Genomic DNA, 23,908 nt, shown 5'->3' with positions numbered 1-23,908 from the left:
AAATTAAGTTGGTTTGTTTATCATAATGTTAAATATTTTTATTGATTTAAATCATTTAGTGCTCGAATGTGATCTGTTTATCATTATTTTTTGTTCGTTCGCGTGATAATCGCGCCTGTAAAAATAGCCATGAGATTAAAGTTATTAATATCATGGGGAAATTGAAAAATTATTTTAATACAAGCAACATTTATCCCAAGGAATCACCTATGTTAAATTTATTTAGGCCTGTGGCGCATATTGACCGTCTGCCTGAAAATCAAATTGATCCTCTTTATAAACGTCTTCGCTGGCAATTATTTTTAAGTATTTTTATCGGCTACGCTGGTTATTATTTAGTACGTAAAAACTTTAGTTTAGCAATGCCTTTCTTAATTGAAGAATACGGTTATAGCCGTGGTGATCTGGGAGTTGTATTAGCTTCTGTTTCTATCGCTTATGGTTTATCTAAGTTTATTATGGGTAATATATCTGACCGCTCTAATCCACGTTACTTTATGGTGACAGGTTTGGTGATGTCAGCATTAGTGATGTTGTGTTTTGGTTTTATGCCATGGGCAACCGGTAGCATTACTGCCATGTTTATTCTTTTATTCCTTAACGGTTGGTTTCAAGGAATGGGATGGCCTGCCTGTGGACGTACGATGGTACATTGGTGGTCACATAAAGAACGTGGCGGAATCGTTTCTATTTGGAATGTCGCGCATAACGTTGGTGGCGGTTTAATCGGTCCATTATTCCTATTAGGTTTGTGGGCATTTAACGATGACTGGCGTGCTGCATTCTATGTGCCTGCTTTCTTTGCATTATTAGTTGCTGCTTTTACATTCTTAACAATGAAAGATACACCGCAATCTTGTGGTCTACCTGCGATTGAAGAATATAAAGATGATTATCCTGATAATTATGATGAATCTTTTGAAAAAGAAATGTCTGCAAAAGAAATTTTCTTTAAGTATGTCTTTAACAACAAATTACTATGGTTTATTGCCATTGCAAACGCGTTTGTTTACTTAATCCGTTACGGTGTATTGGATTGGGCACCTGTTTACTTAAGTGAAGTGAAAGAATTCTCTGTTGATAAATCGTCATGGGCATACTTCCTATATGAATGGGCAGGTATTCCAGGCACATTATTATGTGGTTTAATCTCAGATAAGTTATTCAAAGGACGTAGAGCACCTGCCGGTATCTTATTTATGGTATTAGTGACGATTGCAGTACTTGTTTACTGGTTCAATCCAGCGGGTAACCCTACTGTTGATATGCTGGCTCTAATCTCTATTGGCTTCTTAATTTATGGCCCTGTAATGTTAATCGGTTTATACGCACTTGAGCTTGCACCTAAAAAAGCAGCGGGTACTGCAGCGGGATTAACGGGTCTATTCGGGTACCTTGGTGGTGCCGTCGCAGCCAATGCCTTATTAGGTTACACTGTTGACCACTTTGGATGGGATGGTGGCTTCCTTGTCATTATTCTTTCATGTGTTTTATCTATACTGTTTCTTATCTTAGCGATGTTTGGCGAGAATAAAATCCATAAACAACGCAAAATAGATCAAGAGAATGCAAAAGAAGCCTAAGGGCAAACTGATACATTAATATCTTGATTGAACAAAGCCTGTATTGAGTTATTTATACTTAATACAGGCTTTATTTTTAGCTATCTCAATATGTTTAAAATCAGGAAAATGAATCATAGAATTTATTAAATAAGCTATTAAATTATAAGGATTATTCAAACTATGTTTACTCAATTACCAAGTCTAAAAAAACTGTTGTTAGGTATTGTTATTTCATTACCTATCGCTAGCTATACATACGCAGATAAAATCGTTGTTGCACACCGTGGTGCAAGTGGTTACTTACCAGAACATTCTATGGCTGCTAAATCCATGGCCTATGCAATGGGTGTTGATTACATCGAGCAAGATGTGGTTATGACTAAAGATGATAAGTTAGTGGTATTACATGATCACTATTTAGATCGCGTAACAAATGTGGCAGATGTTTACCCTGACCGTAAGCGTGAAGATGGTCGATATTATGCGATTGATTTTACGTTTGCAGAAATTGAAACACTGGAAATGACTGAAGCATTTAATGTTAAAGAGGGTAAAAAATCAGCTGATTATCCAACACGTTTCCCGCTTGGTCAGTCTCACTTTCAAGTACATACTTTAGAGAATGAAATAGAATTAATTCAAGGATTAAACACCAGTACTGGCAATGATATTGGTCTTTACCTTGAAATAAAAGCGCCTTGGTTCCATCGCCATGAAGGTAAAGATATTAGTACTGCGGTATTAAAAGTACTTAAAGAATATGGTTATACAGATAAGTCTTCTCGCGTCTATCTTCAGTCTTTTGATACTAATGAATTGAAGCGCATTAAAACTGACTTAATGCCTAAATTAGCGATGGATATAAAGCTAGTACAGTTAATGGCTGAAACGAGCTGGGGCGAAACCAAGGAATATGTAGATGGTAAAGCGGTCGATTATAATTATGATTGGATGTTTAAGCCTGGCGCAATGAAAGAAATTGCAACTTATGCTGATGGCGTTGGCCCATGGAAACCAATGGTAGTCGCACCTGAATCAACTAAAGATAAGCTTGTGTTTACTTCTCTAGTTAAAGATGCACATGATGCTGGTATGCAGGTTCATCCGTATACATTTAGATTAGACGAAGGAAGAATTCCTTCTTATGCTGATGACTTCGAAGACTTATTAGATATTTTCTACAATAAAGCGAATGTTGATGGTGTGTTTACTGACTTCCCAGATCGTGCCGTTAAGTTTTTAAAAGCAAACAAATAACATATTGATGTTGATAGTTAATTCAATATAAAAATAACTTGGACTCAAAAGGATAAGCACTTAGATATTGAACTAAGTGCTTATTTTTTTAATAAGCTAATGAGTTAAATCAGCCTCTCTAAAATAAACTTATATTGCTTTTTTTACTGAAGTCACTTCAAGCGGAATTTCGTGTTCTTTTAAGATGGTTACAATCTCATCTGGTGGCGGAAGATCGGTTATCAACATATCTATTTCGCTAATATTACCTAAATTAACCATCGCATTACGACCAAATTTAGTATGGTCAACAGCAAGATAAATACTGCGGCTATTTTCTATAATCGCTTGTTTAACGCGCACTTCATGATAATCAAAGTCTAATAATGAACCATCGTAATCAATACCACTAATGCCTAAAATGCCAAAATCTAAACGGAATTGTTTAATAAAGTCTAGGGTTGCTTCTCCAACGATACCGCCATCTCTATTACGCACTTCACCACCGGCAAGGATAACTTTAAAGTCTTTGTTACCCATTAAAATTCCAGCCACGTTAATGTTGTTAGTCACAACGCGAAGGCCTTTGTGGTTTTTAACGAGTTCTTTAGCAATTGACTCTGGCGTGGTACCAATATCAATAAACAAAGTAGCGCCGTTTGGAATATATTTTACTAAGGCTTCTGCAATAGAGTCTTTCTCGTTCAGTTGCATTACTTTACGAGCGCTATAAGAGGTATTTACAGAGCTTTGTTGTGTCGTTGCACCACCGTGGTGACGGCGAATTTTGTTTTCACCTGCAAGTTCATTAAGATCTCGGCGAATAGTCTGAGGGCTGACCTTAAAGTGGTCAACAAGACTATCTGTACTAACATATCCATTTTTTTGTACTAGGTTGACAATTTCTTGGTGCCTGGTTGTCTGCTTCACTAAATATTACTCCTTGTATCTCTGCCGAAATGTAATAAATTAAGTTTACTGCGACTAAAGCGAATAGCAAGAAATTACAATTTTTTTGAGTGGTAAGTAGTATTTTAGTTTCGGTTATCAACAAGTTGTATCATTTATCTACATTTTTCAATGTTTTTTGGGCATAAGGAAGGGGATAGTATCGAAAAAGAGCATCCTAGGGATGCTCTTTTGTATTGCTTTGGGTCACCTAATAGGCGAATGGACTGAAAGCGTTAACTTATTACTCGCTGTTTATGGCGTATCTTCGTTATTTTCATTATGAAGATCTGCCCAGACCATCGCACACTTAACGGCACGCTTCCAACCGTTGTAACGTTGTTGACGTTTTTCTTGTACTGCTTTAGGTTCGAAAGAGCGTTCAATTGTTGCTTTATTAGATAACTCTTCTAAACCGTCCCAGTATCCAACGGCAATACCGGCAAGGTAAGCAGCGCCTAATGCTGTCATTTCAGTCACTGCTGGTCGATGAACAGCGGTATTTAGTACGTCAGACTGGAACTGCATTAAAAAGTTATTCGCAACCGCACCACCATCAACACGTAATGACGCTAATTGAATATTTGAATCTGCTTGCATTGCATCAAGTACATCACGTGTTTGGTAAGCAATACTTTCCAATGTCGCACGAATAATATGATTAGAATTAGTACCACGTGTTAGGCCTACAATGGTTCCACGGGCATACGGGTCCCAATAAGGTGCACCTAAACCAGTAAAGGCAGGTACAACATAAACACCATTTGATGAATCAACTTTAGTTGCAAAGTACTCTGAATCTTTAGCATCTGAGATCAATTTCATTTCATCGCGAAGCCATTGGATTGAAGCGCCACCCATGAATACTGCACCTTCAAGAGCGTAAGCTGCTTCACCTCTAGGACCACAAGCTATTGTCGTTAATAGGCCGTGTGTCGATGTTATTTTTTCTTTACCTGTATTCATTAACAAGAAACAACCTGTACCGTAAGTGTTTTTTGCTTGGCCTTTTTCTACACACATGTGCCCGTACAATGCAGCCTGTTGGTCACCAGCAATACCGGCAATAGGGATACGCGTTCCACCTTTACCACCAATATTCGTTTTACCGTAAACTTCTGAAGAGCTTTTCACTTCGGCCATCATTGATCTTGGAATACCGAAATCTTTTAATAGTTTGTCATCCCACTCTAATGTGTTGATGTTGAATAACATAGTACGTGATGCGTTGGTGTAGTCAGTTACGTGTACTTTTCCTTGTGTCATTTTCCAAATTAACCACGTATCAACAGTACCAAATAGTAATTTCCCCGCTTCTGCATCTTCACGTGCGCCTTCTACATTATCGAGTATCCATTTAATTTTGGTGCCTGAGAAATATGGGTCAAGCATTAAGCCTGTATTTTCACGTATGTATTCTTCTAAACCCTGTGCTTTTAGTTCTTCACAGATGCTTGCCGTACGACGACACTGCCATACAATCGCATTATAAACTGGCTTACCTGTTTCTTTGTTCCATACAATGGCAGTTTCACGTTGGTTAGTGATACCAATAGCTTCGACTTGATCACTGCTAATACTTGCTTTTGCTAATGCTTCAGTTAGTACGCCACTTTGTGTCGCATAAATTTCCATTGGATCATGTTCTACCCAGCCTGAATGTGGATAAATTTGTGTAAATTCACGTTGAGAAACACTGACAATATTTGCATCATGATCAAGGATCACTGCGCGAGAGCTTGTTGTGCCTGAGTCTAGTGCCACAATATATTTTTTATCTGTCATTACATTTTCCTCTTTGTTTAATGTTGAGCAGATAACTCTGCTCTTTTATAATGTTTGGTTTAATTGATATCTAAATATTCTTAATCACATTCATTTGGAATAGTACAACCATGGCCTGTTTCAGGTAGGTATGGAGAAATCACTTTCGGGTATATCCATGCGCCAAAACATGCACCGAAGATAGGCGCTAAGATTGGAACAATAAAGTAAGGAATTTCTTTTGCACCTGTTAAGGCAAAGTCCCATCCCGCTAGGTAAGCAAATAATTTTGGACCAAAGTCACGTGCTGGATTCATTGCAAAGCCTGTTAGTGGGCCTAATGAACCGCCGATTACTGCGATTAAGACACCAATCAAAACAGGGTTTAATGCCCCACGTGGCGCGCCATTATTTTCATCACCAAGCGCTAAAATAACAAACATGAGTACCGCAGTAATAACAAACTCTACTGAGAATGCACCAAACATTGATATTGATGGGTGAGGATACGTCGAGAATATACCTGCAGTTGATAAAGCCGCTTCACTACTACGTAAAAAGCCATGTGCTATTTCGTAATCTGTGAATAAATTACTGTAAAGTGCATAAATCAAAGCGGCTGAACAGAATGCACCTAGTAGTTGAGATAGGATATATGGCAGTACTTTTTCTTTTCCGAACCCATGAAATAAAGCTAATGCAATCGTTACTGCTGGATTAATATGTGCGCCAGAAACACCTGCCGTACAGTAAATAGCAATCGCTACACCCATACCCCACATGATACTGATTTCCCATTGTCCAAAACTTGCACCTGCTAACACTAATGCAGCTACACACCCAACACCGAAAAATATTAATAGGGCTGTACCTATAAATTCTGCGATGCATTTACCGAGTAACGAATGTTGTTTATTCATCTCTATTCCCTTTTACTGTATAAATATTTAAGTTCGATTTGATGTGCACAAAGATACTTATCATTAACAATTTAGCTACATAAAAGGTTTTAATTTGAGCGTTCGGTCATGGTTTGTGTTTAATCGAGCATTTGTAGTGTTTTTAGTTCTATTTCGAGAGTTTTGTTAAATGTAAAGAAAAAATATTTATTATGTGCTAAAAGATCTGATTTTTACTCTGTTATTTGTTAAAAATGTTATCTAAATAAGGTATGAAAAAGAATGGTCGGATATGAAGGAAGGATAAAATGTATTTATTCATTAAATTAAATTTTGGTATGGAGCGATGAACATTTATCGATGAAATAAATGTTCATATACGCTTATTATGTCTTTAAATTAACAAAAATAAAGATTATGTTATTCAGCATTGAATTAGAATCAAGTCATGTGGATCATGTTAAAACGCCTAGCATTGACCATCGTAAGGAATTTTTGCATTAATAGTTTGACCACTTTCACCAGGGAAATTTGTGAACATGGCTTCAAGTAACTCATTAAATACCCCAGCAACAACACCACACTCACCAACGCTTTTTACTCGAGATTCATATACTTTTTTAGCATCATCCTCTGGCCCATTTTTTAATGATGATGCTTCTACGATATCAAGTGCAAGCGCACGGTTATAGGTGGTGATTGAACTCGTTGAAGTACCTATAACTCTACGATGATAGCGAGGCATTGAGTAACGGTGTTTAGACTTGGCTAATCGGCCACCACGGAGTGCATTTGGAGAACTAAATATAGGCGTAGAAATAAGAGAGGTTTCACCATCATCGATTCCATAAGCAACAATAGCAATATATTCCGCCGTGTCAGAGTTTGCTGCAATGGAGTAACCTGCTAAACGTAATTTATCTTCTATTTTTTGCTTGTAGTGAGAAAACTCTAATGAATTATTGTTTTCAATATCGGCAGGGATAACGGCGATACTACCAGTACTTGTAAATTCTGGTGTATAAAAAGCAGTGGTGGAGGTATTGATTTTAATCATGCTACAAGCGGTAATAAACGTAACAAATAAAAGAAGAATGCTTAATTTTAAATGTTTCATGTTAAATCCTTATTGTGCCGTTAAGTTAAATTGATACAAATTTGAATAAGTAGTGATGGTATTTAGCGTGTTAAGTTATTTTGAATTACCCATAATCAGCTCTATGTTGTCCTCTGTTATTTAAGCTCAGTGCCTGGTAATAAAGCGGTACAGTACCGCTATTTCATTCGACTTCTGCGTTAAATTATTTTCCAGTCATCGGTTATTGCTTCAATGATTTGCTTTGAATTACACAGAACTAACTGCGCTGATTATTAAAAAATATAACGAATGCATTTTAAATTAAATGACGCTTTCATTAACTAGCATTGAGGTTACTTATGTAATGATTAATGTTATTGGTTTGAAATATGAACAAGCGATATTAAATCAGACTCTTTTGTACTTATAACATAAAGTACTAGCGAGAAATAGGCGCTCTATAAAATGGAAGTGATCACTGACTATTTGAATTTAAGCGTGATGAGTTGAAATGAGTTTGCCCATTAAACATCATGCTTATTAAGCCTTCTCGTAGAGCACCATTAGAGCGTTGCATTGAATGAATATTTAACGATTCGAAAATGGCAATTAAAATAGCTAAACCACTGGCAAAAACAGGCACTCGAGATGCTTCTAACCCAACAACGTTGAGTGTTTTAATTGACTGGCATTGTATGCATTGTTGTTTAATTTGTTGTAATAATTCAATGGATAAATGATGACTTAATTGTTGTGCTTGATTGATTTCATTGACCGCTTGAATCGTACCTGACGCACCCAACGTTAGTTCCCATTCAAGGCTAACATATTGCGCTTTAACCGTTGAAATGACTTGTCTTGCGGCATTGACCGCATTATTAAAGTTATATTCATTAAGCAGGTCATCGGCAAAATAATGACTTAGCCAAGTCACACAACCTATGTTTAAACTATTCGCTACATGGACTTTGTTACCTTGTCCTAAAACCAACTCAGTACTTGCCCCTCCAATGTCTAATACTAATAATTCTTTATCTGTATTTTCGGTAAAAGAAACGCCTTTAAAAATAGTCTCTGCTTCTTGAATACCTGAAATAAGATTGATTGGATATTGTAGTATTTTTTCAGCTTTATTCAAAAATTGCTGATTGTTAACGGCGATTCGTAATGCCGCCGTCGCTGTGATCAGGATACAAACGGGTTGGATTTCGTCTAGCAACAATCTAAAGCTTTCTAAGCAAGCCCAGCCTTTTTCCATTGTTGCTTGATCGAGTTGTTTATCACCATTTAAGCCAGCGGCTAAGCGTACTTTCTGCTTATGCTTTGAGGCAACGTTAAAACCATTCCCTTGCTTAACGACTGTCAGCATATGGAAGCTATTAGAGCCTAAATCAATAATGGTATAACGTGCTGCTGTCATATTATCTTTTATGTGACCTATGGTAATTATCTTTACGATTGTTGTTTGAATGCACTTTATATTTAGTGACTTTCATTACTGGTAATGAGTCTAATAAAGAGGCTTTATCGTATTCACTGACAGGAATGTTATGTTTAATATACTCTTCTATGCCAGGTAAATTAAACACATATTTTTCACAAGCCAAACTAATTGCTAAACCGGTTTCACCAGCACGACCTGTTCGGCCAATACGATGTACATAATCTTCACAATCATCAGGTAAATCAAAGTTGAATACATGTGATACTTTCGGTATGTGTAAACCACGTGCTGCGACATCAGTTGCAATTAAAATATCAATTTCACCTTCGGTAAATTGTTTTAATATTTGCTCACGTTTTTTCTGTGGTACATCACCGGTTAACAAGCCTGCACGATGACCGTCACCTGCTAAGTAACCCCATACTTTTTCACAAGCATGTTTAGTGTTAGCAAATACAATCGCTTTCTCTGGCCATTCATCTTCCATCAAGCTCAGTAATAACAACATTTTATCTTCGTTCGAAGGATAAAAAAGTTCTTCTGTAATATTAGCTGAAGTCATTACTTCAGGTTCAATTTGCACATGCTCAGGGCTATTCATATGTTCAAATGCAAGTTCTTGTACTTTATGCGACAGAGTTGCAGAGAACAATAAGTTTAAACGTTTATCAGCAGCCGGCATACGACGGAATAAATAACGAATATCTTTAATGAAACCCAAATCGAACATACGATCCGCTTCATCTAAGACAACACTTTGTATTGAATCTAAGTTAATGACACCTTGTTTAACGAAGTCGATAATACGACCCGTGGTACCAATTAAGATATCAACACCTTTTTCTAGTTTATTTTGTTGAATTTCAACTTTCTCGCCCCCATATGCTAAACCAAGGCGTAAAGAGGTTGACTCTGAAAGAGTGATTGCATCTTTATGTATTTGAATCGCAAGTTCACGCGTAGGTGCTAAAATAATAGCTCTAGGTTGATTCTTACGGCGATTTTCAGGTACATCGTTAGTTAATAGGTGATGGAAAACGGCAGGTAGAAATGCCAACGTTTTGCCTGTACCCGTCTGAGCTTGGCCTGCAATATCTTTACCTTGTAAGGTAATTGGCAGTGACAAAGCTTGAATCGGCGTACAGTATTCAAAACCTATAGCAGTTAAACCTGAAAGTAGACTTGGCTCTAGAGGCAAGTCTGAAAATTTTGTTTGAGTTAGGTGTGTTTTATTCATTTGCAGAGCATAGCAGTTTATACTTGCAATAAATATTGAGATCGATTCAAATATCAAAAAATATATTTTACCAGTGAGCATGTTATAATAACTTTCTACTAGTAAATCTTTTCTGGAGATAAAAATGAGCGAAAATATCGTAACTTTAAGTGATGCAAGTTTTGACACTGACGTTGTAAATGCAGCTGGTCCTGTTTTAGTGGACTTTTGGGCTGAATGGTGTGGTCCTTGTAAAATGATTGCACCAATTTTAAGTGAAGTCGCTGTTGAATATGCAGGGAAAGTAACTGTTGGTAAATTAAACATCGATCAAAACAGTGAAACACCACCAAAATTTGGTATTCGTGGTATTCCAACTTTATTATTATTTAAAGATGGAAAAGTCGCTGCAACTAAGGTTGGCGCACTTTCTAAATCACAACTTACAGAGTTTTTAGACGCTAACGTTTAAATATTCTACTCAGAATGAGGTTAAGTTAATCTAGCTTAATCTTCATTCTGGACAGTTCCAATTATTAATGCTACCTTTACGCTCAAATTATGAGCAATTCATATTTAAGCTATTCAAACACACGTTATCTACCCATTTAATCCATATTAAAACATCAAAAGAATTATGAATCTAACCGAATTAAAAAATACTCCCGTTCCTGAGCTTGTTGAGCTTGGAAGTTCTATGGGGCTTGAAAATTTAGCCCGCCTTAGAAAACAAGATATTATCTTCGCAATATTAAAAGCCCATGCTAAAAGTGGTGCTGATATTTTCGGTGCTGGTGTTTTAGAAATCTTACAAGATGGTTTTGGCTTCTTACGTAGCTCTGACAGCTCTTATTTAGCTGGTCCAGATGATATCTACATTTCCCCTAGTCAAATTCGTCGTTTCAATTTACGAACTGGTGACAGTGTTGAAGGTAAAATAAGACCGCCTAAAGAAGGCGAACGTTATTTTGCATTGCTGAAAATTATGCAAGTCAATTTCGACAAACCAGAAAGCTCCCGCAATAAAATCTTATTTGAAAACTTAACGCCTATCCATCCTGATGAGCGTTTCCGTTTAGAAAATGGTAGTGGTAGCACAGAAGACATTACTGCACGTATCTTAGATTTAGTTTCTCCGATTGGTAAAGGCCAACGTGGATTGATAGTTGCACCGCCAAAAGCCGGTAAAACTATGCTATTGCAGAATATCGCACAAAGTATTTCAATTAATTACCCTGATGCCGAACTGATTGTTTTATTAATCGATGAGCGTCCGGAAGAAGTAACAGAAATGCGTCGCTTAGTACGTGGTGAAGTAGTGGCGTCAACCTTTGATGAGCCTGCTAGCCGACATGTACAAGTCGCTGAAATGGTTATCGAAAAAGCAAAACGTCTTGTAGAGCATAAAAAAGACGTGGTTATTTTACTTGATTCGATCACTCGTTTAGCGCGTGCCTACAACACCGTTATCCCAAGCTCAGGTAAAGTACTAACAGGTGGTGTTGATGCTAATGCATTACATCGTCCTAAACGTTTCTTTGGTGCTGCACGTAATGTAGAAGAAGGTGGTAGTTTAACTATCCTTGCTACTGCGCTTATCGATACGGGTTCTAAAATGGATGAAGTTATCTATGAAGAATTTAAAGGTACAGGTAACTCTGAAATTCATCTAAATCGTAAATTAGCTGAAAAACGTGTTTATCCTGCGATTGATATCACTCGTTCAGGTACGCGTCGTGAAGAATTGCTGACTAAAGCTGATGAATTACAACGTATGTGGATTCTACGTAAGATCGTCCATCCAATGGGTGAAATCGGCGCAACAGAATTCATGATCGATAAGTTAGGTTTAAGCAAAACTAACGATAGCTTCTTCGACGCAATGAAAAACCAAAAATCAAAATAATTAATTTTGATTTATTGGAAAATAACGCTACTTAGGTAGCGTTTTTTTTACTTTAAATTTTGTCTGATCGTTAGTGACATAACACTTGATAAGCTATTAAGTAGAATTACTATTATTCTTTCATTCAATTAAGACATAATTAATTTTAATCAGTAAACTTGATCAGTTATTGGCTCTCTTTCGTATTGATTTAGATAGTTAATCGAGATTAATAAGTTGTAACCGTTCAATATAATAAGCAGGTGAATATGAAGTTTGATGATTTGCGTGATTTTTTAAATCAGCTAGAAGAAAAAGGGCTATTAAAGCGTATTAGCCAAGAAATAGACCCGAACTTAGAAATGACTGAAATATCCGATCGTACGCTACGTGCTGGCGGACCTGCCTTGTTATTTGAAAATCCTAAAGGTTACGACACGCCTGTTTTAACTAATCTTTTCGGCACCACTGAACGTGTTGCATTAGCAATGGGCAAAAAGAAAGTCAGTGAATTGCGTGAAGTCGGTGAATGGCTTGCTTATTTAAAAGAGCCTGAACCACCTAAAGGCCTAAAGGCGATGTGGGAAAAGTTGCCTATTTTCAAGCAAGTGTTAAATATGCCAACCAAAAAGGTAAGTTCACCTGCTTGCCAAGAAGTTGTGATGGAAGGTGACGATGTCGATTTAACTAAATTACCTATTATGAAATGTTGGCCTGGTGATGTAGCGCCGTTAATTACGTGGGGGCTAACTATTACGAGAGGTCCTTATAAAAAACGCCAAAACCTCGGTATTTACCGTCAACAGTTGATCTCTAAAAATAAAATTATCATGCGTTGGCTATCACATCGAGGTGGTGCGATCGATTTTCGTGAGTGGCAAGAAGCTAATCCGGGTAAACCTTTTCCCGTGAGTGTTGCTTTAGGGGCCGACCCAGCGACTATTTTGGGTGCAGTGACACCTGTGCCAGATACCTTATCTGAATATGCCTTTGCAGGGCTATTACGTGGCTCACGGACTAAAGTCGCAACTTGTTTAAGTAATGATTTAGATGTCCCTGCAACAGCGGAAATGATTTTAGAAGGTTACTTGATGCCTGGTGAAGAAGCGCCAGAAGGACCTTACGGTGATCATACTGGTTATTATAATGAAGTCGACGATTTTCAAGTAATGACAGTAACCCATGTTACGACAAGAAAAGATCCCATTTACCATAGTACTTACACTGGACGTCCACCCGATGAACCAGCAATACTGGGTGTGGCACTTAACGAAGTATTTGTTCCAATTATTAAAAAGCAATTCCCTGAAATCGTTGATTTTTATTTACCGCCTGAAGGTTGTTCATACCGTATGGCTGTCGTCTCGATGAAGAAAAGTTATCCGGGGCATGCGAAGAGGGTGATGTTAGGTATTTGGTCTTTCTTACGCCAGTTTATGTACACTAAATTTATTATTGTGTGTGATGACGACGTTAATGTCCGAGATTGGAATGATGTGATGTGGGCAGTCACCACGCGTATGGATCCAAGCCGTGATACCACCTTAATTGATAATACACCTATCGATTATCTAGATTTTGCTTCACCTGTCTCAGGTTTAGGTTCAAAAATGGGCCTAGATGCAACCAATAAATGGCCTGGTGAAACAACCCGTGAATGGGGGACACCTATTGTCATGGATGAAAAAGTAAAAGAAAAAATAGATGATCTTTGGAATGAGTTAGATATTTTGCCATAATATAAAAAGGTTGAACTAGTTATCATTAACTTTTTAACCTTATGTTAGTCATATTTTTCGCCAAAAAATAAAGAGAAAAGAATGTCACAAATTACTTGTAATGTAGCGTCAATTGAAAAGTTAAATGCGTTTTTATACCGTATATTTTTAGCCCCAACCAGTGCTGTTTCTTTTAAAGCTGGACAATATGTATCAGTGATCATGGGGGAAGGGGATAAACGTCATTTTTCTATTGCCAATACACCTTCAAGCGATTTAATTGAATTACATATCGGTGCCACTGAAGATAACAAATATGCGATGCAAGTCGTTGAAAAAATGCAATCAGGTGAGCCATTAGAAGTCGAAATTGCTAACGGTGCCGCTTATTTACGTGAATCTTCAACTCGTCCTATTATCTTAATGGCAGGTGGAACTGGCTTCTCTTATGTCAAATCGATTCTAGAGCAAATTGTTGAGTCTGAATTAGAGAACCCTGTTTACCTATACTGGGGAGTTAAGGAATATTCACACTTTTACTTTGAAGAACAAGCGATTAACTGGTCTACAGAGTATCAAAATATCCATTTTCACCCTGTTGTAGAGCTACCTGAAGCATTTTGGCAAGGTAAAAAAGGTTATGTTCATCAAGCAGTATTAGATGAATTTAGTGACTTGTCTGCATTTGATATTTATATCGTAGGCCGCTTTGAAATGGCAAAAATCGCACGTGAAGATTTCATTAAACAAGGTGCTTTAATCGATAATATATACGGCGATGCATTTGCATTCATCTAACCTCGGTTAGGTTGCTACTAATTTAACTGGTTACCGTTCAATTGATATTAGTTCAATGGATTCCAGTTAAGTTAATTCCCGCTAAGTTAATCGTACTGAATAATCCTCTCATCGCATGCGATAGGGGTATCTTATTTAGCGTAGATTTACGCTAAATAAGCTTTTTTAGGAAGCGTAAAGTCTCCTACAGACACTGATCGACTTACTTTCTGTTTTAATAATATTCAACTAGTCAGTTAGCACCTTACTGAAAATCAATCAAAGTTGACGTCAATGCATTTTAAAAACTACCTTCTGAAGCATCAATCTAATTGGCTCAGGTAGCAAATTCAGTCAAATCTCCTCGCTGTCATAGCTAAAAGCATGTAAAATGCGTCTTCCATTTTATAGAGAATTAAAACATGCCAAGTAACATTGATAAATTTAGCGATATTCGCCCTTATAATGATGAAGAGATACAGCCTGCTATCAAACGCGTCATTAATAGCGAAGAGTTTATCGATGCGATATTAGGCTTTCGTTTCCCTAAACTATCAAAGTATTTAGGTTTTGCGCTTAAACCCTTAGTGAGACAATATTTACTATTTAAATGGCGAAAAATTAACTGTATTGATCAAATGCAAAAAATCATGGGACGTTATGTACAACGCATGATTGATTCTACTACGACAAATTTCACTTATTCTGGTTTAGAAAATTTAGACGCGACTAAAAACTACCTGTTTGTATCTAATCATCGTGATATCGCGATGGATCCTTCTTTTGTTAATTGGGCTTTGTATTCAGAGGATTTTAAAACAGTACGTATTGCAATTGGTGATAACTTACTGAGTAAACCTTTTGTTTCAGATTTAATGCGCATGAATAAAAGTTTTATTGTTAAACGTTCCGTCACTGGTGTTCGTGAGATGATGAAATCGTTATCGCACTTATCAGATTATATTTGTAGTTCATTGAAAGAAGACAGTAGTATCTGGATTGCGCAAAAAGAAGGCCGTGCAAAAGATGGTTTCGACAAAACCGATCCTGCGATTATCAAAATGTTTTATGTGAATGGTAAAAAGAAAAAAATTCCATTTGCTGAATATATTAAATCATTAAATATTGTGCCTGTTGCCGTTTCTTATGAGCTTGACCCATGTGATCAACAAAAAGCACGTGAATTATATGAGAAAGCAGAATTTGGTGAATATAAAAAATCTGAATTCGAAGATATTGAAAGTATTGTCAGTGGTATTATCGGTAAAAAAGGTCATGTCCATGTTGCCTTTGGTAAACCTCTAAGCGGCGCATTTGAAAATGCGGATCAAGTTGCTGAAGAAATTGATAGCCAAATTTATCAAAATTACTTTTTACATCCTTCTAACCTCATCGCGGCTGAGCAAGATGTCGATAATATTCCAGTACAAGATATCGAAGCATTTAAAGCCCGTATTCAAGCGATTAAGCCAGAATTACAGGATACAGTATTAAAAATGTATGCGAACCCTGTTGGCCATTACACGAGCTAATATAAACTAAACTAGGTAATTTTTATATTTGTTATGCACATTCAATAATGTATTGAATGTGCTTTTTGCGTTTTATTTTTGATTGTATCTTTTTGAAAAATAAAAGGTATTTATTGTTTATTGTTCTGCCTCAAATTTTAAGTAAATTCATTAACAGAGTTATCCACAGAGAGTTATACATTGAAAGTGAATGGCCACTTACCTTTTGTCTCTTTATTTAGGGGAGATTAATTGCTTAATTTTTAAGTTCTAATGAGATTGATACCCTCGCTATCAATCCGCACTATTAACCTCTAATTTTTACTTCACTTCGACAATATAATAAAACGTGATCACAATTTTATGGCGTGTAGGTATACTATGTACCAATTTTATCTGATTGGTAGTTAATCTATGGCTGTAGTTCCTGAAAATCCTTTTGTGCTTGTTGACGGTTCCTCGTATTTGTACCGTGCTTTTTTTTCTCCTCCACATTTAACCAACTCTGCGGGTGAAGCAACAGGGGCTGTGTACGGCGTAGTGAATATGCTACAAAGCCTGTTAAAGCAATTTAGTCCAACGCATATTGTGGTTGTGTTTGATGCAAAAGGAAAAACCTTCCGTGATGATATGTACGGTGAATACAAAGCGAATCGTCCGAGTATGCCTGATGATTTACGTAGCCAAATAGAACCATTACATGCCGTTATCAAAGCAATGGGCTTACCTATTTTAACTATTCCGGGTGTTGAAGCGGATGACGTGATCGGTACCTTAGCGTTACAGGCGAGTAAGATGGGGGTTAAGACCCTGATCAGTACTGGTGATAAAGATATGGCGCAATTAGTTGATGAACATACCTTCTTAATTAACACCATGACTAATACCACTTTAGATGTTGAAGGCGTTAAAGAAAAATTTGGTATTCCACCTGAAATGATCATCGATTATTTAGCATTAATGGGTGATAAGGTCGATAATATTCCTGGTGTACCAGGTGTCGGTGAAAAGACCGCATTAGCTATGTTACAAGGTTTAGGTAACATGGATAGCATCTATGAAAACTTAGATAAATTAGCTGATTTAGGTTTCCGTGGTAGTAAAACCATGGCTAAAAAGATGGCAGATAATGAAGCAATGGCACGTTTGTCTTACTTATTGGCTACCATTAAATTAGATGTTGAATTAGACCAAGGTTATGAAGATTTTAAACCTTCTGCGCAAGATACTGATGAGCTAATTAAACTATTTGGAAAATTAGAGTTTAAACGTTGGTTAGCATCATTATTAGCAGGTGATAATTTAGTCGCTAAAGCTTCTTCATCTCAAGAAGGGCAGTTTGTTGCGCCTATAGAAGCCGCTAAATCAATGGTAGATCGTGATAGTTATAAAACGATTTATACAAAAGGCCAATTATTACAGTGGATTAAAAAATTAAAGCAAGCAGACGTATTCGCTTTTGATACTGAAACAACCAGCTTAGATTACATGCAAGCTAAAATCGTTGGTTTATCTTTTGCTATTCAGACTAATGTAGGTGAAGAAGCCGCGCCTGTTATTGAAGCCGCTTACTTACCGTTAATGCATGATTACATTGATGCACCTACACAATTAGATTTTACTGAGACACTTGAGCTACTAACGCCTTTGTTGACGTCAGATGAACATAAAAAAGTAGGTCAAAATCTTAAATACGATCGCAGTGTTTTACTTAACCATGGTATTACATTAGGCGGTATCGCTTTTGACACTATGCTGGAATCGTATGTATTAGATAGTACCGGTAAGCATGATATGGATACCTTAGCGTTAAAATATCTAGGCCATAAATGTATCAGCTTTGAAGATATTGCCGGTAAAGGTAAGAAGCAACTGACTTTTAATCAAATAGCGATTAAAGAAGCGGCTCCTTATGCAGCTGAAGATGCAGATATTACGTTGCGTTTACATCTTGAGTTACAAGCGCGCTTAAAAGAAATACCTGAGTTATTGAAGGTATTAGATGAAATAGAAATACCGTTATTAACTGTCTTATCTGACATAGAAAGAGGTGGTGTAGAAATTGATAGTAAATTACTGGGTGTTCAAAGTGTTGAAATTGCAAAACGCTTATTAGAGTTAGAAGAATTAGCTTATGAAGAAGCTGGTAAACCTTTTAATTTGAGTTCACCGAAGCAATTACAGACTATTTTATTTGAAGAACTCAATATTCCTGTCATTAAGAAAACACCTAAAGGTGCCCCTTCTACAGCAGAAGAAGTACTTCAAGAGTTAGCGTTAACTTACCCGTTACCTAAGTTGATTATTGAGCACCGTGGTTTAAGTAAATTAAAATCGACTTATACTGATAAATTACCGTTAATGGTTAATGCAGATACTGGTCGTCTACATACTTCATACCATCAAGCGGTCACTGTGACTGGTCGTCTATCATCAAGCGATCCAAATTTACAAAATATTCCAATCCGTAGTGCAGAAGGTCGTCGTATTCGCCAAGCGTTTATTGCACAACCAGGATATAAAATTGTCGCTGCCGATTACAGCCAAATTGAATTACGTATTATGGCGCATTTGTCTCAAGATGACGGTCTATTAACGGCTTTCTCAACAGGTAAAGATATCCATAAGGCAACTGCTGCTGAAGTATTCTCTGTATCACTTGATGAAGTGACAGTTGATCAGCGTCGTAGTGCTAAAGCGATTAACTTTGGTTTGATTTACGGTATGAGCGCATTCGGCTTAGCAAAACAGTTAAATATTGGTCGTCAAGAAGCACAAACTTACATGGATCGTTACTTTAGTCGCTACCCAGCAGTATTAACATACATGGAAGATACGCGTTTGTTAGCGAATGAAAAAGCCTATGTAGAGACTATCTTTGGACGTCGCTTACAGTTACCTAATATCAATGCTAAAAACGGTATGCTGAAGAAAGCGGCAGAACGCGCAGCGATCAATGCACCAATGCAAGGTACTGCTGCGGATATCATTAAAAAAGCGATGATCGATATGGCAGCTTGGGTGAAACAACAGCCACAAGGTAGCGTTCAAATACTCATGCAAGTACACGATGAATTAGTCTTTGCCATTAAAGAAGAATGTGTCGAAGAGTATACAAAAGAGATTCAAGCCATTATGGCGAATGCAGCTGATCTAGATGTGCCATTAATTGCTGACGCAGATGTTGGTAATAATTGGGATGAAGCGCATTAAGTTTATAAATTATTTGTTATATAATTTATGAACTAAATGAAATATCAAATGACTAACCAGTTGAAGATATTTCATGATCTCTTCCCTGTTTCCCTCAATATATTTCCGTATATTGGGGGCTTTTTTTGCCTGTATTTTGAGACAATGGGGCGCAATGTATAGCGTTACTACATCGAGTAATAGGAACGTTATGCTTAGTTTGTGTTGATTGAGCGAGAGCTGGTGTACTACTTTAATCTTTTATAAAGGTGTCTAAAATCACAACGGTATAACCGATAATAGCGTTATATAAGTTGATAACTTCTTTTATTTATACTGACTTCATTTTTCTACTACTATTTTTTAATCATTTCCTACCAGCACCTTTCATAACCGTATTGAGCACTATCTTTGATATGCTTGTTGGTCATATGTTCAGAAATAAGATGTTTCGATTGAATCTTGAATTAGTAATGAGAGCAATGGTTACTGTTTGAAATGATTTTAATCTGCTTTTTCAATACTTTTTTGAAAAGTGAGTTTGAGAAGGTTATGTGAAAGAATAAAAATGAAGGTGAAAAATGTTGAACGATACAACCTTCATTATCTATTACTGACTTTTTATTAAGTGAGGATTACTTTTTCATTTATTACGCAATACATCTGTCGCAAACACCATGTGCTTCTAATACTTTGTTTGTTATCTTAAAGCCAAATTGAGAAGCTTTTGTTGAGAATGCTTCATCGATAATAGGATCACTGAGTTCAATCACTCGCTTACATTTATCACAAATCAATAATTGCATCGGGTGTTCACAACCTAGGTGGCAACACATCAGATAAGAGTTCAATGACTCTATACGATGAATGAAATGATTATCTAATAAAAAATCAAGAGCACGATAAATAGTTGGAGGCTTTGCTTTGCTATCGGATTTTTGTAATTGCTCTAATAATTCATAAGCTGTAATCGCGCCTTTATGCTCTGCCATCAAAGTAAATACCTGCTGGCGAACGGCTGTAAAGCGTACATTGTTAGACTCACAAATATCGATTGCTCGCGCGAGTAATGGATGGGGCATAGTGACAACTTATAATCGGTAAAAGAACAGTCATAATATCATAAGCAAGTCAGATTAAAGAATGCAATTATTGTAACAAGTGACAGATCTAATATTTTTCATTATTACTTGAGTCTTATTTTTTAGCATTATCTTGGTGAATAATTATATTTTGGTAAGTCTCTGAACGTTTAATAGTTTGTGTCGGTGTTTCTCCGAATAAATTTTTATATTGTGCATTGAATGTGCCTATATGAAAAAAACCAAAATCCAGCGCAAGGTCTGCAATACCAAGTTCATTATCTGCATTTAATAAAAGACGTCTGATTTCATTGAGACGACAATCTCTTATGTATTGAATGGGTGACATGCCAAAGCCTTGTTCAAAACAATATTGCAGTGCGCGTCGACTGACCTTGGTTATTTGGCACAATTCGGTGATAGTGAGAGGGTAGTTATTGGTTTCTTTAATGTAATGAGTAATATCAGCAATCACTCTTTGAGTGGTTTGTTGTGTTACTTTCACTTCATCAAAGCCATATTCTGTTTGTGCCAATAAATCCGCTACTTTAGACGTAATAAGTGGCGTTAATCTGGCTAATCGAGCAGGGTTTTCATCGCCGAAAACACTATGACTTCCCATCGGTGAGTTATTATTATTCAACAATAAACTAATCAACTTGGCTAACTCATAACTCACATAATGATTAGGTCGTGAAGCCTGCATGGTATGGCTTTGGTTTTGCCATAGATCGTAATCTCCTCCAATCATCTCCTCACTAATACTCTTTTTATTAATCACAAGGCCATAAATATGAAAATCTGGTGGTGTTATTAATTCAAATTCAATACCAGAAGGACGCGTCATTAATTGCCCTTCGACTATCCCACTGTTATTAATTTTCGGTCTTTGCGGTTGCAATGAAAAACCAAGCCATAGATTGTCGTGTTTCACACAGCACTGTTGTTGTAATGTGCGGTTAGTGAATTCTTCAAAGAAATGAATGCCTCCTAACTTCAATTCATCTAAATAACCGCTGAATGTGCCACTACTGTGTTGATTATAGCGTTGCTCCCATTGTATTAGGCTTTCTGCTTGTTGATTGACATCAAAAGTAAATGATTTGCACCTTTCTAGTGCAGAGACGGTACTGCCTTGGTGCTGCTTTATAAACCCCATTTTTCCGCCTTTTCTTATTTATGCCTCAATTTGAGGCGTTATTTACTTAACATGCTGTTTTAAAAGTAATTTTGTTTTTGCGTAATAGCGTTATTCAGTTGGAACGATCCTCGCAATCTATGTTGTTATTAGTTTGCAAAGTTTGCGCCGAATTTAATGTTTTGAGGTATTTACCATGTCCAATTATCGCTATCAGCTAGGTAGTCATGTTTATCGATTTGATAATCTTGCTGATTTGATGGCTAAAGCATCACCAATGAGATCGGGCGACCAATTGGCTGGTGTTGCTGCGATGTCATCAGAGCAACGTGCTGTCGCACAAATGTTATTGGCTGAATTACCGTTAAAGACCTTTCTTGAAGAAACACTGATTCCTTATGAAAAAGATGAAATAACACGTCTTATTATTGACGATCATGATGCCGCAGCATTTTCAGAAATTTCACATTTAACCGTGGGCGATTTTCGCAATTGGTTATTACAAGAGACAACGACTGAAGTTGATTTCAAACGTATACGCGCAGGTATTACACCTGAAATGGTGGCTGCGGTCAGTAAAATAATGCGTAACCAAGACCTTATTTTAGTCGCTAAAAAATGCAATATTATTACTCAATTCCGCAACACTATTGGCTTACCCGGGCATTTATCTACACGCTTACAACCAAACCATCCAACAGATGATGTAAACGGTATTGCAGCAACTATTTTTGATGGTTTGATGTATGGCAGTGGCGATGCTGTCTTAGGGATTAACCCTGCCACTGATAGCGTTTCACAAGCAGTGAAATTAATGAAGTTAATGGATGACGTTATTCAGCATTATGAAATACCAACACAGTCTTGTGTATTAACGCATGTTACTAACACCATCGAAGCAATAGAACTTGGCGCGCCTGTGGATCTGGTTTTCCAGTCTATTGGCGGTACTGAAGCAACCAATCAAGGTTTTGGTGTAAATCTCAACGTATTAAATGAAGCACATCAAGCCGCATTAGAGTTGAAGCGCGGAACTGTCGGCAATAACGTCATGTATTTTGAAACAGGTCAAGGTAGTGCGCTTTCTGCTAACGGCCATCACGGTGTGGATCAACAAACCTGTGAAACACGTGCTTACGCAGTCGCACGTAAGTTTAAACCTTTATTAGTGAATACTGTGGTTGGCTTTATAGGCCCTGAATACCTTTTTGATGGGAAGCAAATTATTCGAGCAGGTTTAGAAGACCATTTCTGTGGGAAGTTACTGGGTTTACCGATGGGGTGTGATATCTGTTATACCAACCACGCCTACGCCGATCAAAATGATATGGATAACTTACTAACGCTATTAGGAGTTGCAGAGTGTTCATTTATCATGGGCATTCCCGGTTCTGATGACATCATGCTTAACTATCAAACAACCTCATTTCATGATGCTCTTTATGCGCGTCAGGTATTAGGACTGCGTCCTGCACCAGAGTTCGATCAATGGTTTAAAAAAATGCAATTGGCTCCTGCGGATAACCTAACCCAATTAAGTAACACATTACCTGATTGCTTTGCTCATCCATTAAATATGATCAAGGAGCTTTCATGAGTGACATTAAACCCAATGACTCAACAATAGTCCATAAAGACCCGTGGGAAAAATTACGTCAATTTACTGATGCGCGTATTGGTTTAGGGCGTGTGGGTACAAGTCTGCCAACATCTGAACTACTGCGTTTTCAGCTTTCTCATGCGCAAGCTATTGATGCGGTTCATGTACCACTGGATGTCGATAAATTATGTGAACAATTTGCAGAATCTGAAATATTAAAACCTTACTTACCAATACAAAAGTTACATAGCAAAGCACGTGATCGCATGGAATATCTGCAACGTCCAGATTTAGGTCGTCAATTGGACGAACAGTCTATTTCTTCTTTACAGCCTGCGGCAGGTGAACGCTACGATTTAGTGTTTGTGCTTGCTGACGGTTTATCTTCTTACGCGATTAGTCACCATGCTAAACACTTTGTTGAGCTTTTCATTAGCCGCCTCAATGAAGAACCCAATAAAAAATTAAATATCGCCCCTATCTGTGTCGTTCAACAAGGCCGTGTTGCCGTGGGAGACGATGTTTGTGAAGCCTTAAATGCGAAACAAGTCGTACTTCTGATTGGCGAACGTCCGGGATTAAGTTCCCCTGACAGTATGGGAATGTATCTAACATGGAATGCTAAGCGCGGTATTGAAGATTCATTACGTAATTGTATTTCAAATATTCGTCCTGAAGGTTTGAAGTACCAAGCTGCAGTTCACAAGGGACATTATTTACTCACTGAATCTCATCGCCTTGAGCTAACGGGAGTAAATTTAAAAGATCGTTCTGAAGATTCATTACTTGATACCGATGATACACAACAATTTTGCTTAACGGTTTAATCCGCTATTGCTTCAATAAACAACAATT

General features: G+C 37.2%; 18 protein-coding genes. 10 read left to right on the top strand and 8 right to left on the bottom strand.

All coding sequences use genetic code 11. From position 1 onward, the window contains the following. Nucleotides 1-209: 209 nt before the first annotated feature. Both glpT and glpQ read left to right on the top strand, forming a co-directional pair. Nucleotides 210-1,583, top strand: a complete 1,374-nt coding sequence (glpT, locus tag Q0794_RS11980) for a glycerol-3-phosphate transporter (RefSeq protein ID WP_298942179.1) — start codon at nt 210-212, stop codon at nt 1,581-1,583. Between the two features lie 162 nt (nt 1,584-1,745). Next, nucleotides 1,746-2,822: a glycerophosphodiester phosphodiesterase gene (gene glpQ, locus Q0794_RS11975; protein ID WP_298942178.1), complete on the top strand. Its 1,077-nt coding sequence runs from the start codon at nt 1,746-1,748 to the stop codon at nt 2,820-2,822. Between the two features lie 129 nt (nt 2,823-2,951). Here glpQ and Q0794_RS11970 read toward each other — a convergent pair whose 3' ends face one another. The 6 genes from Q0794_RS11970 to rhlB all read right to left on the bottom strand — a co-directional run bounded on the left by Q0794_RS11970 (nt 2,952) and on the right by rhlB (nt 10,171). Beyond that, nucleotides 2,952-3,731, bottom strand: coding sequence for a DeoR/GlpR family transcriptional regulator (locus tag Q0794_RS11970; protein ID WP_298942177.1), 780 nt, complete (start codon nt 3,729-3,731; stop codon nt 2,952-2,954). 273 nt (nt 3,732-4,004) lie between these two features. Next, the gene (gene glpK, locus Q0794_RS11965) at nt 4,005-5,534 is read right to left on the bottom strand and encodes a glycerol kinase GlpK (protein ID WP_298942175.1); all 1,530 of its coding nucleotides are present in this window, start codon (nt 5,532-5,534) and stop codon (nt 4,005-4,007) included. 80 nt (nt 5,535-5,614) lie between these two features. After that, nucleotides 5,615-6,439, bottom strand: a complete 825-nt coding sequence (locus Q0794_RS11960; RefSeq protein WP_366522548.1) for an MIP/aquaporin family protein — start codon at nt 6,437-6,439, stop codon at nt 5,615-5,617. Nucleotides 6,440-6,881: 442 nt separating this feature from the next. After that, a complete protein-coding gene (locus Q0794_RS11955; protein ID WP_298942172.1) occupies nt 6,882-7,529 on the bottom strand; it encodes a hypothetical protein in 648 nt (215 codons plus the stop codon). 436 nt (nt 7,530-7,965) lie between these two features. Continuing rightward, nucleotides 7,966-8,910: a guanosine pentaphosphatase gene (locus tag Q0794_RS11950; RefSeq protein ID WP_298942170.1), complete on the bottom strand. Its 945-nt coding sequence runs from the start codon at nt 8,908-8,910 to the stop codon at nt 7,966-7,968. A gap of 1 nt (nt 8,911) precedes the next feature. After that, nucleotides 8,912-10,171 carry an ATP-dependent RNA helicase RhlB gene (gene rhlB / locus Q0794_RS11945; RefSeq protein WP_298942169.1) on the bottom strand — a complete coding sequence of 420 codons (1,260 nt, stop codon included), beginning with the start codon at nt 10,169-10,171 and terminating at the stop codon, nt 8,912-8,914. Between the two features lie 124 nt (nt 10,172-10,295). Between rhlB and trxA the strand changes: the two genes are divergently transcribed. From trxA to polA, 6 genes are all read left to right on the top strand, one after another. Continuing rightward, entirely contained in the window at nt 10,296-10,622 is a 327-nt protein-coding gene (gene trxA / locus Q0794_RS11940) for a thioredoxin TrxA (protein ID WP_025563658.1), read from the top strand. 165 nt (nt 10,623-10,787) lie between these two features. Beyond that, nucleotides 10,788-12,056: a transcription termination factor Rho gene (rho, locus tag Q0794_RS11935; RefSeq protein ID WP_160060188.1), complete on the top strand. Its 1,269-nt coding sequence runs from the start codon at nt 10,788-10,790 to the stop codon at nt 12,054-12,056. Between the two features lie 248 nt (nt 12,057-12,304). Beyond that, the gene (gene ubiD / locus Q0794_RS11930; protein WP_298942163.1) at nt 12,305-13,774 is read left to right on the top strand and encodes a 4-hydroxy-3-polyprenylbenzoate decarboxylase; all 1,470 of its coding nucleotides are present in this window, start codon (nt 12,305-12,307) and stop codon (nt 13,772-13,774) included. An 81-nt stretch (nt 13,775-13,855) separates the two neighbouring features. Continuing rightward, nucleotides 13,856-14,551: an NAD(P)H-flavin reductase gene (gene fre, locus Q0794_RS11925; RefSeq protein ID WP_298942162.1), complete on the top strand. Its 696-nt coding sequence runs from the start codon at nt 13,856-13,858 to the stop codon at nt 14,549-14,551. Nucleotides 14,552-14,952: 401 nt separating this feature from the next. Continuing rightward, the gene (locus Q0794_RS11920; RefSeq protein ID WP_298942160.1) at nt 14,953-16,062 is read left to right on the top strand and encodes a 1-acyl-sn-glycerol-3-phosphate acyltransferase; all 1,110 of its coding nucleotides are present in this window, start codon (nt 14,953-14,955) and stop codon (nt 16,060-16,062) included. A gap of 393 nt (nt 16,063-16,455) precedes the next feature. Then, entirely contained in the window at nt 16,456-19,254 is a 2,799-nt protein-coding gene (polA, locus tag Q0794_RS11915; RefSeq protein ID WP_298942158.1) for a DNA polymerase I, read from the top strand. A gap of 629 nt (nt 19,255-19,883) precedes the next feature. Here the strand turns inward: polA and Q0794_RS11910 are convergent. After that, nucleotides 19,884-20,315 carry a transcriptional repressor gene (locus Q0794_RS11910; protein ID WP_298942156.1) on the bottom strand — a complete coding sequence of 144 codons (432 nt, stop codon included), beginning with the start codon at nt 20,313-20,315 and terminating at the stop codon, nt 19,884-19,886. A gap of 115 nt (nt 20,316-20,430) precedes the next feature. Then, nucleotides 20,431-21,474: a helix-turn-helix domain-containing protein gene (locus Q0794_RS11905; protein ID WP_298942154.1), complete on the bottom strand. Its 1,044-nt coding sequence runs from the start codon at nt 21,472-21,474 to the stop codon at nt 20,431-20,433. 175 nt (nt 21,475-21,649) lie between these two features. Here Q0794_RS11905 and Q0794_RS11900 point away from each other — a divergent pair, with 175 nt between their 5' ends. Next, nucleotides 21,650-23,050, top strand: a complete 1,401-nt coding sequence (locus tag Q0794_RS11900; RefSeq protein WP_298942153.1) for an ethanolamine ammonia-lyase subunit EutB — start codon at nt 21,650-21,652, stop codon at nt 23,048-23,050. Beyond that, nucleotides 23,047-23,880 carry an ethanolamine ammonia-lyase subunit EutC gene (gene eutC / locus Q0794_RS11895; RefSeq protein ID WP_298942151.1) on the top strand — a complete coding sequence of 278 codons (834 nt, stop codon included), beginning with the start codon at nt 23,047-23,049 and terminating at the stop codon, nt 23,878-23,880. The genes Q0794_RS11900 and eutC overlap by 4 nt, the downstream gene beginning before the upstream one ends. Nucleotides 23,881-23,908 lie beyond the last annotated feature (28 nt).

This window comes from uncultured Psychromonas sp. (assembly GCF_947489755.1).
Classification (GTDB): domain Bacteria; phylum Pseudomonadota; class Gammaproteobacteria; order Enterobacterales; family Psychromonadaceae; genus Psychromonas.
The sequence above is the reverse complement of the archived record's forward strand: the minus strand, read 5'-3'. Positions and strand labels throughout refer to the sequence as shown.